The organism is Rhodococcus sp. Leaf278, assembly GCF_001426085.1.
Classification (GTDB): Bacteria; Actinomycetota; Actinomycetes; order Mycobacteriales; family Mycobacteriaceae; genus Rhodococcoides.
In genome coordinates, this window is record NZ_LMRR01000006.1 from 132,278 (window position 1) to 145,132 (window position 12,855).

Annotated in this window: 12 protein-coding genes; 5 read left to right on the plus strand and 7 right to left on the minus strand. The window is 64.3% G+C overall.

Going from position 1 to position 12,855, the window contains the following annotated elements; all coding sequences use genetic code 11:
- Positions 1–33: 33 nt before the first annotated feature.
- Entirely contained in the window at positions 34–711 is a 678-nt protein-coding gene (locus ASG84_RS08220) for an L-ribulose-5-phosphate 4-epimerase (RefSeq protein WP_057476507.1), read from the minus strand.
- Positions 708–2,381 (minus strand): ribulokinase, encoded by a 1,674-nt coding sequence (gene araB, locus ASG84_RS08225; RefSeq protein ID WP_057476508.1) that lies wholly within the window; start codon positions 2,379–2,381, stop codon positions 708–710. Before araB ends, ASG84_RS08220 begins: the two co-directional genes overlap by 4 nt.
- A gap of 210 nt (positions 2,382–2,591) precedes the next feature.
- Here araB and fdhA point away from each other — a divergent pair, with 210 nt between their 5' ends.
- Positions 2,592–3,809 carry a formaldehyde dehydrogenase, glutathione-independent gene (gene fdhA, locus ASG84_RS08230; RefSeq protein ID WP_057476509.1) on the plus strand — a complete coding sequence of 406 codons (1,218 nt, stop codon included), beginning with the start codon at positions 2,592–2,594 and terminating at the stop codon, positions 3,807–3,809.
- A 109-nt stretch (positions 3,810–3,918) separates the two neighbouring features.
- A complete protein-coding gene (locus tag ASG84_RS08235; protein ID WP_057476555.1) occupies positions 3,919–4,122 on the plus strand; it encodes a zinc-ribbon domain-containing protein in 204 nt (67 codons plus the stop codon).
- 11 nt (positions 4,123–4,133) lie between these two features.
- Here the strand turns inward: ASG84_RS08235 and ASG84_RS08240 are convergent, their stop codons facing one another.
- Positions 4,134–5,288: a beta-ketoacyl synthase N-terminal-like domain-containing protein gene (locus tag ASG84_RS08240; RefSeq protein WP_057476510.1), complete on the minus strand. Its 1,155-nt coding sequence runs from the start codon at positions 5,286–5,288 to the stop codon at positions 4,134–4,136.
- A gap of 191 nt (positions 5,289–5,479) precedes the next feature.
- Here ASG84_RS08240 and ASG84_RS08245 point away from each other — a divergent pair, with 191 nt between their 5' ends.
- Entirely contained in the window at positions 5,480–7,087 is a 1,608-nt protein-coding gene (locus ASG84_RS08245; RefSeq protein WP_082520865.1) for a sensor domain-containing protein, read from the plus strand.
- A gap of 113 nt (positions 7,088–7,200) precedes the next feature.
- Positions 7,201–8,106 carry a hypothetical protein gene (locus ASG84_RS08250; RefSeq protein ID WP_057476556.1) on the plus strand — a complete coding sequence of 302 codons (906 nt, stop codon included), beginning with the start codon at positions 7,201–7,203 and terminating at the stop codon, positions 8,104–8,106.
- A 7-nt stretch (positions 8,107–8,113) separates the two neighbouring features.
- Here the strand turns inward: ASG84_RS08250 and ASG84_RS08255 are convergent, their stop codons facing one another.
- From ASG84_RS08255 to ASG84_RS08265, 3 genes are all read right to left on the minus strand, one after another.
- Positions 8,114–9,139, minus strand: a complete 1,026-nt coding sequence (locus ASG84_RS08255) for a phosphotransferase family protein (protein WP_057476512.1) — start codon at positions 9,137–9,139, stop codon at positions 8,114–8,116.
- Positions 9,136–10,347, minus strand: a complete 1,212-nt coding sequence (locus tag ASG84_RS08260; RefSeq protein WP_057476557.1) for an acyl-CoA dehydrogenase family protein — start codon at positions 10,345–10,347, stop codon at positions 9,136–9,138. Before ASG84_RS08260 ends, ASG84_RS08255 begins: the two co-directional genes overlap by 4 nt.
- A gap of 94 nt (positions 10,348–10,441) precedes the next feature.
- On the minus strand, positions 10,442–11,059 hold the full coding sequence (locus ASG84_RS08265) for a TetR/AcrR family transcriptional regulator (protein WP_057476513.1): 618 nt from the start codon (positions 11,057–11,059) through the stop codon (positions 10,442–10,444).
- Positions 11,060–11,136: 77 nt separating this feature from the next.
- Between ASG84_RS08265 and ASG84_RS08270 the strand changes: the two genes are divergently transcribed.
- The gene (locus ASG84_RS08270) at positions 11,137–11,931 is read left to right on the plus strand and encodes a MerR family transcriptional regulator (protein ID WP_082520875.1); all 795 of its coding nucleotides are present in this window, start codon (positions 11,137–11,139) and stop codon (positions 11,929–11,931) included.
- Positions 11,932–11,974: 43 nt separating this feature from the next.
- Here the strand turns inward: ASG84_RS08270 and ASG84_RS08275 are convergent, their stop codons facing one another.
- Positions 11,975–12,829 (minus strand): SGNH/GDSL hydrolase family protein, encoded by an 855-nt coding sequence (locus tag ASG84_RS08275; protein ID WP_057476515.1) that lies wholly within the window; start codon positions 12,827–12,829, stop codon positions 11,975–11,977.
- Positions 12,830–12,855: the final 26 nt, after the last annotated feature.

Genomic DNA, 12,855 nt, shown 5'->3' on the forward strand with positions numbered 1-12,855 from the left:
TGTGCCTTCCGTGGAAAGAGTGCGTGGCGCTGGTCAGCGCTGGCCGTAGACGTTCTGGTATCGGTCGTACAGTGCGTCGACCGAGGAGCTCGGAATGCGAAGTGGTTGTCCCAGTTGGTAAGACAGATGCACCGACCGCGCAACGTCCTCGCACATGACAGCCGCCTTCACCGCGGATCGAGCGCTGGCTCCCACTGCGAACACTCCATGGTTCTGCATCAGGACGGCGGGAGACCGACTCCCGGCCAGGGTGTCGACGATGCCGCGGCCGATCGAGTCGTCGCCGATGACGGCGAACGGACCCACCGGAATGTCTCCGCCGAATTCGTCGGCGCACATCGTGGTGACGACCGGAATGGGTTCTCCTCGCGCAGCCCATGCGACTGCATAGGGCGAATGAGTGTGCACCACACCGTTGATGTGGTCGAGGTGGCGATAGACGTATGCCTGTGCCTCGGTGTCCGAGGAGGGCGCATGCTCACCTTCGACCACTCGACCGTGCAGATCGCACACCACCATGTTGTCCGGCGTCAGATCGTCGTAGGAGACGCCGCTGGGTTTGATGACCATGAGATCTCGTCCGGGAACGCGCGCGGACACATTGCCGGCCGTCCACACGACCAGTCCGTAGCGCACCAATTCCGCATGCAGTGCGCACACGTCCTTGCGGATTTCCTCGACGACCTCGCGGACGTCGTCGACCACCGTCATTTCGCGTCCAGCTTCCTTGTCAGGGCGGCGCGTCGAAGTGTTCGCAGCCTCCGCATCGTCGGCACGTCTCGACCGAAGTGATCGTGCAGTTCCAGATAGATCTCGTACAGCGAGTCGTACGCCTTCGACCTCGTCTCGTCCGGAACGTAAGCACCGCGGCGAACCTTGCCCATCGATTTCGATGCGACTGGCACGTCGGGATAGCAGCCGGCGGCTACAGCGGCATGGATGGCGGAGCCGAGTGCGGGTCCTTGCGCGGAAGCGATGACGGACAACGGCATTCGCAGTACATCCGCGTAGATCTGCATCAGCAGTGGGTTTCGGGCCAGACCCCCGGCCACGACGAATTCCTCGACGGGGACGCCGCTGTCACGAAATGTCTCGACGATGACGCGGGTACCGAACGCCGTAGCCTCGAGCAGTGCGCGATAGGTGTCCTCGGGCCGAGTGGCCAGTGTGGTTCCGACGACCAGCCCGGATAGTTCGTGATCGACCAGCACCGACCGATTGCCGCTGTGCCAGTCGAGCGCGACCAGACCGTGCTCGCCCACATCCTGCATGTCCGCGAGACGAGTGAGGTACTCGTGCACCGACTCCCCGGCTGCCGCCGCTGCGTCGGAGTACGACGCGGGAACCGAAGTGCGCGTGAACCATCCGAAGATGTCGCCGACGCCACTCTGGCCCGCCTCGTACCCGTAGGAGCCGGCCACGATGCCGCCGTCGACGACGCCGCACATGCCGGGAACGTCGGTCAACACGGTCGAACTCATCACGTGGCAGGTGGAGGTTCCCATGATGGCGACCATGCGACCCGACTCGACTGCGCCCGCAGCCGGTGCCGTGACGTGAGCATCCACGTTGCCGACCGCGACGGCAATTCCCTCGGGTAGCCCTGTCCATGCCGCAGCTGCGGCGGTCAATGTGCCTGCGCGCGAGCCCAGTTCGCCCAGAGGCTGATCGAGTTTGTCGGCGACGAATCCAGCGAAACCGGGCGCGAGCTCGGTCAAGAAATCGACCGAGGGATATTTCCCGTCCTGGTAGATGCCTTTGTAGCCCGCGGTGCAGGCGTTGCGTACATAGGTTCCGCACAGCTGCCAGACGATCCAGTCGGCTGCCTCGACCCACCGGTCCATGGCCTCGTAGATCTCGGCGTCTTCCTCGTGAATCTGCAGTGCTTTGGCGAATTCCCATTCCGAGGAGATCAAGCCTCCGTAGCGGGGGAGCCAGCTCTCGCCGCGTCGGGCGGCCAGTTCGTTGATGCGATCGGCCTGTCCCTGCGCTGCGTGGTGTTTCCAGAGTTTGACGTATGCGTGTGGTCGATCGGCGAATCGAGGGTCTTCGTTGAGCGGGGTGCCGTCCGCGTAGGTGGGCACCATGGTGCATGCGGTGAAGTCGGTACCGATGCCCACTACCTGGTCCGGTGCGATTCCGGCGGCCGCTACTGCTGCGGGAACCGCGCGGCGGAGGACGTCGCGATAGTCGTCCGGTACCTGCAGAGCCCAGGCGTCGGGCAGTCGGACGGTACTGCCGGGCAGAGTTTCCTCGAGCACGGCGTGGCGGTATTCGTGTACGGCAGATGCTATTTCGGCACCGTCGGAGACGCGCACGACTACTGCACGGCCGGAGAGAGTGCCGTAATCCACTCCTACCGTGTACTGGTCCACCGGCATGCAGATCTCCTTCGCTGTGCCACCGACTTGTGACGTGTGCAACACAGTGTGAGCGCTAACATCAAGTGAGTCAAGTAGCGCTCGTTCTTGGTTCCACGCAGACGCGCACATGCAAAACTGTGCATACTGGTGTGATGCAGACCACATCCGCGTCCGGTCGATGATCTCGGCCCGCTGGTCATGCATTTCACTCACCGAAGAGGAGAGCTCATGGCAGACAACCGCGCAGTCACGTACGCCGGACCGGGGAAGGTGGAGGTTCAGGACATCGCCTTTCCGGGCCTCGAGCTGACCGACGGACCCGGAGTCAACCCGGCCAACGTCGGCCGCAAATGTGAACACGGTGTGATCCTGAAGGTCGTCTCGACCAACATCTGCGGCAGCGACCAGCACATGGTTCGCGGGCGCACGACTGCACCCGAGGGGCTCGTACTGGGCCATGAGATCACCGGCGAAATCGTCGAGGTCGGACGTGACGTCGAATTCCTGAAGGTAGGAGACATCTGCTCGGTGCCGTTCAACATCGCGTGTGGACGGTGTCGAAATTGCAAGGAGCGCAAGACCGGTATCTGCCTCAACGTGAACCCCGATCGACCCGGCTCGGCGTTCGGGTACGTGGACATGGGCGGTTGGGTCGGAGGCCAGGCCGAGTACGTCATGGCGCCGTACGCGGACTTCAACCTGTTGAAGTTTCCCGACCGGGACCAAGCGCTGGAGAAGATTCTGGACCTGACGATGTTGTCCGACATCTTTCCCACCGGATTTCACGGAGCCGTCACCGCAGGAGTGAAACCCGGTGCGACGGTCTACATTGCCGGTGCGGGTCCAGTCGGCCTCGCTGCTGCGGTCGGTGCGCAACTGCTGGGCGCGTCGGTGGTGATAGTCGGCGACATGAATGCCGACAGGTTGGCCCAAGCGCGAACCTTCGGCTGCGAGACCGTCGACGTCGGCAAGGGCGCACCGCAGGATCAGATCGAACAGATTCTCGGTATCCCCGAGGTCGACGCCGCGGTGGACGCAGTGGGCTTCGAGGCTCGCGGTCACGGCGGAGATTCGTCTCACGAGGCACCGGCGACGGTACTCAACTCGCTCATGGACATCACCACGGCGGGTGGTGGCATCGGAATCCCAGGGCTGTACGTCACCGGCGATCCGGGTGGTGTGGACGAGGCTGCGCAGCGCGGCGCTCTCTCGCTCAGTCTCGGTACCGGTTGGGCCAAGTCGCTGTCCTTCGCCACCGGGCAGTGCCCGGTGATGAGTTATCACCGCGAATTGATGAATGCAATTCTCAAGGAACGAGTTTCGATCGCCAAGGCTGTGAACGCCACGGTCATCACGCTCGACGACGCACCGCGCGGCTACCGCGAATTCGACAGTGGTGTCGCACAGAAATTCGTCATCGACCCGCATGGCATGATCGCCGGCTGACTGCGTCCGACCCGGCAGTCGTTCGAGCCACCATCGCGAGAATGCGATGGTGGCTCGAACGTGTACTGCGCCGAGCTGGGCGGTCGTTCGGGCCACCTATGCTGGGGTGATGTTCCTACTCTTCGGTTTCGGCAGCAAGCGCAAACACGTCGGCCCTGGCGCAACGCGAAGCTGCCCGCGGTGCCACAACACCACTCAGTGGATGCGGATGAAGCAGTACCAGCAGTTCACGCTGTTCTTCGTCCCGGTCGCGCGTTGGAAGCGCGTCGAATTCGAAGAGTGCGGAATCTGCGGAGCTGCCACTCAAGTGTGAGGAAACGAGAGTCACGCCGGAGCCAACACGACCGCCGAGTTGTGTCCGCCCATGCCCAATGACGATTTGACGGTCAATCCCGGTTCTGCCGTGGTGAATCCATCGATCAGCAGGGGATGGGCATCGGAGATCCGAGGTGCCGCTGGCACGATTGCGCGCTCGAATCCCATGACCGCAGAGATGGTTTCGATCGCCGACGCCGCACCCTGGCAATGTCCGGTCAACGGCTTCACCGAATACACCTGGGCGCGAGACTCGAGCACTGTCTCCAACATCTCCGTCTCCGCTGCATCGCATTGCGCGGTGCCGGGTCCGTGGGCATTGAGGTACCGCACCTGGCTGGGTGTGACGCCGGCGTCGGACAACGCCTCCTCGAAACAGGCCCGCACCTGAGTGAGTGACGGGTCGATCGAGGTGGCGTGGAAGGCGTCGTGCGTCATGGAACCGCCCAATACCCGAGCGTACGGCGCAGAGCTCCGATCTGACAGAACGAAAGCCGTTGCCGCCTCGCCCATTCCGAACCCTCGGCTGCCTTCCTGGAACGGCCGGCAGCCCTCCTGGGGCTCCACGTCGACGACGCCGACGCCGAGTTTGACGAAATGATCGATGTTCTCCGGCGTCAGCGACAGATCGGTGGCGACGAACACGACGTCGTCGACGAAGCCGGTATCGAGCCACATCTTGGCAGTCAGCAGACCCGCGTTGCCCGACGCGCACATGGCCGAGACGTTCATTGCGGGGCCGTGGAAGCCGTACTCCTGCATCAACAGCGACACCGGCGTCGACGGCATCAGTGTCAAGTAGTCCCGAACCCGGCGCTCGCCGCCGTCCTCCAGGTAGAAGTTTCGCCACTCGTCCACCTCTCCCAGGACAACCGCATGGATGAGACCGACACGTCGACCCGGACGCCAGCCCCGTGACATCGCGTCGTCGATCGCCTCGCGCGCGGCCCCACGAAGCGCCCGTCCGAACCGACTGCCATCGGCGTGGTCTCCACCTTCGGGTACTTTCGCCAGCCACACCGGATTTCTGCCCGGTCGAGTGCGATCGTGGTGGAGACTGGCCGCCGCCTTGCCCGAGGCGAGACCATTCCACAGCGCGTCCGTGCCCCAGCCGTAGCCGGACACTGCACCGATCCCGGTGATGTCGATCCCCTGAGTACTCATCGTCGATATCCGTTTCTTTGCGAGGTAAACGAACCGGACTCGGCTCGCTCCTCGATTTAGCCCCTGAAACCGGTACTCGGTCCAGTCGGGAACAGGACGTTCGTTCCATATCGGGCATGAAACTGCACCGACATACGATCTGATGGTTCAATCGGGTGTTGACCGCCTGTCTACGAACGCGAGGACCGAGCATGGCCCCAGGGGAGCGCGAGAGCGTCGGCGACCCTGACTCGAGTTCCGCGTCGCCTGGATTGGCAGACCGCTACCGGGTTCTGGTCGAGCATTCACCGGATGCGATCGGAGTTCACCGACGGGGCGTACTGGTCTATCTGAATCCTGCCGGCATGCGGTATCTACGCGCAGAAAGCGCCGGAGACGTCATAGGTCGGCCGATCGTGGACTTCATCGCGGCCGAGTCGATCGGGCCCATGTTCGAGCGCATCGCCGCTCTCGACACTCACGGCACGGCCAGCGCAGCGTCGGAAGCAACGGTACTTGCACTCGACGGGACGACGCTGACGATGGAAGCAGTGTCCGTCCGCACGGTGTGGAACGGCGAGCCTGCATTTCAGGTCATTCTGCGAGATCTCACCGAGCACAAGGCCGCACAGAAGGCGTTGCGCTACCAAGCCGCCTTGGTCGAGCATGTCAGCGATGCCATCGTGGGTGTTTCGTCCGACGGCCTGGTGTCGAGTTGGAACCCTGCCGCCGAATCGGTGTACGGCAGGTGCTCGGCCGACGTTCTCGGTCGCAGCGTCTCGTACGCGGTCGGCGTTCCGTGTGATCCGATCTCGATTCTTCGGGCCGGTGGACAGCTGTGCGAGTCGCATCGTCATGCGGACGGCACCGCGCTCGCCGTGGTGGTGTCCGCGGCCGAGATGCCCGACGGCTGGGTGTTGGTGTGCGCCGACCGAAGCGCGGTGAGACGGGCCGAGGACCACTTCACCGCGGTCGTGGAATCACTCGAAGCCGGGGTCGTCGTGCTCGATCACACCGGCCGAGTCGAGTCGGCGAACCTCGCTGCGAAGACCATCCTCGACCTTCAGGTCGGGGCCGAGACGGCAGGGCGGGCGTCATCCCTCCCATTTCGGGTGTACGGCACCGACGAGAGTCCGATTCACCCGTTCGAGCATCCGGTCGCCGTGACGAGAAAAACCGGTCAGCCGAGCCAGGCGGTGATCGGCGTCGAGCGTCGACGAGACGGCAGGAACTTCTGGCTGTCGTTGACGGCCACGATGCTGACTTCGGGCAGCCAGGCCTCCTCCGTAGTCGCCACGTTCGTCGACATCACCGACGCCTACCGCATGAACATGAAGCTCGAACATGCCGCGACGCACGACGATCTGACCGGGTTGCCGAACCGGCCGCTGATTCTGGCGCGGCTCGACGAAGAGCTGGCGCGGCCGGCTCGCGACGGCGCGATGGCAGTGCTGTTCATCGACCTCGACAACTTCAAGACGATCAATGACCTGCACGGACACATCGTCGGTGACGCCGTGCTCGGTGTGGTTGCCGCGCGCCTGACTAGGGCACTTCCGGCTGACGCCTTCGTCGGACGTATCGGTGGCGACGAGTTCGTGGCAGTGATTCCGCATCGTGCGGGCACCGAAGCCGACGATGTGCGCGCCGAACTGGCCTCTCCCATCACGACCGGGGGACGGGTATTGACGGTGACGGCGAGCATCGGTGGTGTCGCCGTCGATCGCGACGACACCCGAAGCGCGATGGACATCCTCGATGACGCCGATCACGAGATGTACCAGTCCAAGCCCGCAACGCAGTTTCTCTCGCAGGGGTAACAACGGCGGTAACGATTTGTCGTACCGGCTTTCGATGTGACGCATGGTGCACGTGAGTCGGACATACTGCATCGGTGACATCGAACATTCGCAAGTTATCGGTCGCCGTGTCGATGGTCGTCCTCGCCGTAGCGGGGTTGTTGTTCTCCTCTGCGGGGACCGGCACCGCCGCACCGTCTGCGTGGCGTTACACGATGGTGGCGTTCAGCAACGACAGCGACCGCGACATGGACGTCTACCAGTCCAGCGACGCCGCGAACTACACCGCGCTGCAGACCGGGGCGTACCGACCGCCGGCCGGTGTGGTGCGTGATTCGAGCGTTTTCAGGCACACCGACGGCATGTACTACGTGACGTACACGACGGGTGGAGGAGCGGAGATCGGCTTCGCGCGCAGCACCGATCGCGTCAATTGGACGTTCCTGCAGAACCTTCCGATTCCCTTCTGCTGCTTCCTTCTGCCCGGTACCGGAGCAGGCACCGGCTCGGCGGGCTCATCGGAACTACCGTCACTGTCGCCGTTCACCACCAAGGCCTGGGCACCCGAGTGGTTCGTCGAGGGTGACCGCGTCAGCATCATCGTGTCGTTGTCTGCCGGCGGCGGGTTCGTGCCGTATCTGATGACCGCGACCGATCCAGGCCTGACCACATGGAGCTCGCCGACCCCGTTGACGGGGATCATCAACGATCACATCGACACCACGGTGGTGAAGGCGGGGTCCGTCTACCACGCATTCACCAAGGGCGAGAACAAGAAGGTCATCGAGCACTGGATTGCACCCTCGCTCGGTGGTCCGTACGTTCTGGATCCCACCTTCCGAGACTTCGGTCCCTTGAAGGAAGGGCCCGCCGTCGTCGAGTTGCCCGACGGCACCTGGCGGCTCTACTACGACGACTACACCAACCAGAAGTACTTCTACTCGGACAGCAAGGACATGGTGGGCTGGTCCGAACCGAAGGAGCTCCCGGGCCTGTCCGGAACCGTGCGCCACATCGGCGTGATGCGAGAACCTGTCTGAGGCGCGCTTACTCGTTCGTCCCGGAGAGCGCCCTGAGCCCGGCCGCGATGAACTCACCGGTGGCGTCTGCAGCGTTACGGGCACCGGCACCGGTGTCGGAACCTGCCAGCGCGCGGTGGGTGATGCCCTCACCGATCACCCCGAGCTTGAAATTGGCCAGGGCGAGGTAGAAGCCCCAATTCTGCAGTTCGCGCCCCGATTCCGCGGCGTACTGCTGTGCAAGGTCGTCGGCCGAGGGGTACCGGTCGCTCGTCCATGCCGCGTCCGCGCCCAGGACCGCATCGAACACGGGTTGGCGGTAGATGCACATCAGCGCTACGTCGGTGAGGGGATCGCCGAGGGTGGACATCTCCCAGTCGACTACTGCGGCAACAGATCCGACGTTGTCGGCATCGAGAATGGTGTTGTCGACGCGATAGTCTCCGTGGACTATCGACGACGCCGAGTGCGACGGTATCGCTGCCTCGAGTGCGCGATGAAGTCGATCGACATCGGGTAGCTCGCGAGTCTTGACGCTCTGCCACTGCCGAGCCCAGGTGGCGACTTGACGGGTGACGAAGCCGTCGGGTCGCCCGAAGCTGCCGAGGCCTACGGCCGCGGGGTCGACGGCATGCAGCCTGGCGAGCACCCGGACCAGTTCCTCTGCATTGGACGTGATCTGCGTGTCGGTGAGGTCGGAAAGGTCCTCGCGCGTACGGACGACTCGACCGGGTACGAACTCGACGACGGTCATCGGTGCACCGAGGACCGAACCGTCGCGATCGAATGCGACTGTCCGGGCGACGGGGACGTCGGTGGATGCAAGAGCTTCGGTGACGGCCCATTCGCGGGCCATGTCGTGCGCCGATGGGGTCAGGCCACTGGTGGGCGGACGACGAACAACCCACGTGGAGGTGTCGTCGTATGCCTTGTAGGTGAGGTTCGAGCGACCACCGCTGATCATCTCGACCGACAGCCTGCCGTCGAGCTCGATATCGTTCTCGCGCAGGAACCGTTCGAGCGCATCGCGATTCATACCCCGCAGCTCGCTCACGACTGTGCCTCCCGCGCTGCGCGCTTGGCGGCACCGATCGTCCGTTTCGCGATGGCCCAGCGATGTACCTCGGACGGACCGTCGTAGACGCGGAACGGCCGCACTTCGCGTGAGAGCCTCGCCAGCGGAAGATCGTCCGAGACGCCGAGCCCTCCGCACATCTGGATGCTGCGGTCGACGATGCGGAAGATCGCCTCCGCTGCGAACGTCTTGGCGATGGATGTCTCGTTGCTCGCGTGACCACCCCGGTCCAGCTCGAAGCATGCCTTGATCAACAGTGCGCGGGTAGCGGCGATGTCGATCTCGTTGTCTGCGACGATCTTCTGCACCATGCCGAGATCGCCGAGCTTGCCGCCGAATCCTTCACGCCGAGCGACCTGGGCGACGGCGATGTCGTGGGCCCGCCGAGAGGCCCCGAGCCAGCGCATCACATGGGTCATGCGGGCCGGCCCCAACCGAACCTGGGCGTAGGCGAATCCCTCGTCGACGGCTCCCAGCACGTTCTCGTCGGGCACGAAAACGTTCTCGAAGAACACCTCGCAGTGTCCGCCGATCATGGCCTTGTCCAAGGTGCCGATATGTCGGCCGACCGTGATGCCCGCAGTGTCGGCGGGGGCCAGGAACATCGTTGCTCCGCCTCGATCGCCCGGCTTACCCGATGTTCGCGCCATGATGATGAAGAACCCCGCACCGTCGGCGCCGGTGATGAACCATTTGTGCCCGTTGATCTTCCATCCACCCTCGACCCGTTCGGCCGCCGTGGTCAATGCCGCAGGATCGGAACCGGCACCGGGTGCGGGTTCGGTCATCGCGAAAGCCGAACGCACGTCTCCCTGTGCGAGAGGAGCGAGGAATTGATCCTTCTGCGCCACCGACGCGATGTGCGCGAGCATATGGACGTTGCCCTCGTCGGGGGCACCGAGGTTCAGTGCGATGGGGCCGAACAGTGAGTAGCCGGCTTCCTCGAACACCGGGGCGCGGTCGCTCATCGACAGGCCGTGGCCGCCGTATTCGACGGGCGCATGTGGTGCGAAGACGCCCGCGTCCTTCGCGGCCGCCTGCATCTCGACGCGGAGTCGGTCGCCGCCGGCATCGGTGACGTTGCCCAGAAACCGGTCCTCGATGGGAAGCACGTGGTCTCGAGTGAATGCGCGAGTCCGGTCGATCAGCTTCTCGATGTCCGGGTCGTACGTCAGATCGATGGCCACCATATGCTCCTTGTTCAGTACCGACCGAACACTCGCTCGGTTCCTCGAAGGTTGGCACAACTGCCCGCCAGGGTCAAGGAACCCGCCTCAGCCCCTACTCGAGTATCCCGGTCACGGCACCGACCGTCCGTCGGGCGATATCGAGATACACGGCGACCACTTCGCTCGGTGTCATCGGTCCGTCGGAGCGATACCAGGTGGCGAGGCCGACGCACATGGTGGTGACGGCACGGCTGGCGTCCGCCGGGTGTGGGGTATCGAAGACCCCGGATTCGACTCCGTCGGCAACGATCACGTCGAGCAGGCGTTGCTCTTCGTCCCGCTTGGCGATGTACGCGGCGCGATTCGCTGCGTCGAGACTGCGGATCTCCGTCGAGCAGACGAAGGCGGCGTCGCGCCGGTGAATGTGGAACAGCAGCAAGGACTCCACGACTGCGTCGAATCGGTCGCTGGGTGCCGCGCCTGCTCCGTCCTCGGCCGCTCGAGTTCGGTACAACAGTTCGTCCATCGATGCGTCCATGATGCCGACCAGCAGGTCCTGCTTCGATGGAAAGTGGTGGTAGAGGCCGGGAACCGACAGCCCGGCACCGGCGGCGATCTGCCGGACCGACGTGCCGTGGTACCCCTGCTCGACGAACATGTTCAGCGCCGACGCCAGAGCTGGGGAGAGGTTCGAGCCCTCGTAGGTTCGCCAGTTGTGGGTCGCGGTCATGCGCTAACCGTAGAGGGCTCGACGTCGCGGGCCGAGAGTTTGCTCCTGACGTGGCGTCAGGTTCTACCGTTGCCTCCATGAACAGCACGGCTTCGACCACCTGGGGCATCGGCGACGTGGCCCGTAGAACCGGCCTCACCGAGCGCACGTTGCGCTACTACGAAGAGCTGGGGTTGTTGACCCCCACCCGGGACGGAGGTGGCAGGCGTCGGTACGACGGAGGCGACCTCGACCGCCTCTACCGGATTCGGCTGCTTCGCGAATTGGGCACTCCGCTTGCAGACGTCGATCCGGAGGCAGTGGACCTCCAACACCTGACACGGCAGCATCTGGCCGATCTGGATCACCGGATGGCCGAACTCGCCCGCGTCCGTGAGCGCGTTCGGGCCGTGGAGGACCGACTTCTCCACGGTGCTCGCCCGAGCGACGACGCCTTACTGGACTTGCTGTCCGGATTGTCGACCGACGAGCCCACAGTCACTCGCCGCACCACGTTGTTGGTCTACCGCGACATCGCAGCTGCCCATACCTACCTCGTGGACGTGCTGGGACTGGCTCCCGGACAGATCGAATACGACGGCGACCGCGCAGTCCACGGCGAGGTGCACGCCGGTGACGGTGTGGTCTGGTTGCACCGCGAGGCCCCCGAACATCGCATGGTGTCGCCACTGACCACCGGCTCGGTCACCGCATCGCTGGCGATCCTCGTCGACGACGTCGATGCCCACCATGCCCGCGTGGCGGCAACCGGGGCGGCCATCGACTACCCGCCCACCGATATGCCGTACGGCGTCCGTGAGTACAGCGTGCGCGATCCGGAGGGACATCTGTGGTCGTTCCAGACTCCGATCGCGGAACCGGTGGCGTCATGAACTGGCCGACGACCGTTTCGAGGCAGCCGATCGGGGATCGACTTCAGACAGTCAGGACCTCGGTCACCGCGGCCGCGATGGCGGCCTCACCGAGAGCATTGGGGTGCAGCGGCACGAACTGATTTGCGAACAGCAGTGGTTCGACCCACCGCACTCCGACGGGTTGGCATGCATCGTGCCCCTCCGACGCCACGGACATGTCGACGAACGTCGTGTCGGTGTCCACTGCAGCCTGGCGGATGGCATCGTTCAGCGTGGCCTGGAGGTTGCGCAAATACGGAACGTCGCCGAGCGCAACGGGGACCTGCGGCGCGCACGTGCTCGAGGCGGGGATCAGCCATGGATAGCCGACGATGATCACCTTCGCCTCGGGTACGCGAGTGTGTATGTCTCGCAATGCCTGTCGAACGGCCGGCAGTGTGCTGTCGAGAATCTTGTCGTCGAAGGTGCTGCCGTTCTGCTGCGTGCACGGATCGAACGCGCCGGCATGGGTCGCCAAAGCGCTCACACACGCGGCGATCGCTCCCGAGAACACGCTGCTGTCGTTCCCGCCGATCATCACGGTCACCACGTCGGTGGAGGGCGACAACGCGTCGAACTGCGCTCGCGCGCCCTCGAACTGCGGGGCGTAGAAGTCATCGGTCGCTGCGCCGCCACAGCTGATGTCGGTGAGACTGTAGCCCTGCTGACTGGCCACGATGTGCGCGAAATTTTGCTCGGATTGCAGACACCGAAGGGGAGTGCTCGGCGCGAGCGGAAGCACTCCGCTTCCTGCGCTGAAGCTGTCGCCCAGATTGACGTGCGCGATCGGGGATGCTGCGGCGGTGGGAGGGCTCGACAGCGCGAGCACGACAACCGCAACGACACCGAGCCCGAACCGCTTCGTCCTACTGCGCACTACAGACCCCCTGATGGCCGGATGTT

Bases quoted from the DNA above. Each gene is read 5' to 3' on its own strand.
- fdhA (WP_057476509.1), top strand. From the start codon at position 2,592: ATGGCAGACAACCGCGCAGTCACGTACGCCGGACCGGGGAAGGTGGAG.
- ASG84_RS08265 (WP_057476513.1), bottom strand. From the start codon at position 11,059: ATGACCGCGACCCACAACTGGCGAACCTACGAGGGCTCGAACCTCTCC.
- araB (WP_057476508.1), bottom strand. From the start codon at position 2,381: ATGCCGGTGGACCAGTACACGGTAGGAGTGGATTACGGCACTCTCTCC.
- ASG84_RS08220 (WP_057476507.1), bottom strand. From the start codon at position 711: ATGACGGTGGTCGACGACGTCCGCGAGGTCGTCGAGGAAATCCGCAAG.
- ASG84_RS08250 (WP_057476556.1), top strand. From the start codon at position 7,201: ATGGTCGTCCTCGCCGTAGCGGGGTTGTTGTTCTCCTCTGCGGGGACC.
- ASG84_RS08245 (WP_082520865.1), top strand. From the start codon at position 5,480: ATGGCCCCAGGGGAGCGCGAGAGCGTCGGCGACCCTGACTCGAGTTCC.
- ASG84_RS08270 (WP_082520875.1), top strand. From the start codon at position 11,137: ATGAACAGCACGGCTTCGACCACCTGGGGCATCGGCGACGTGGCCCGT.
- ASG84_RS08235 (WP_057476555.1), top strand. From the start codon at position 3,919: ATGTTCCTACTCTTCGGTTTCGGCAGCAAGCGCAAACACGTCGGCCCT.
- ASG84_RS08240 (WP_057476510.1), bottom strand. From the start codon at position 5,288: ATGAGTACTCAGGGGATCGACATCACCGGGATCGGTGCAGTGTCCGGC.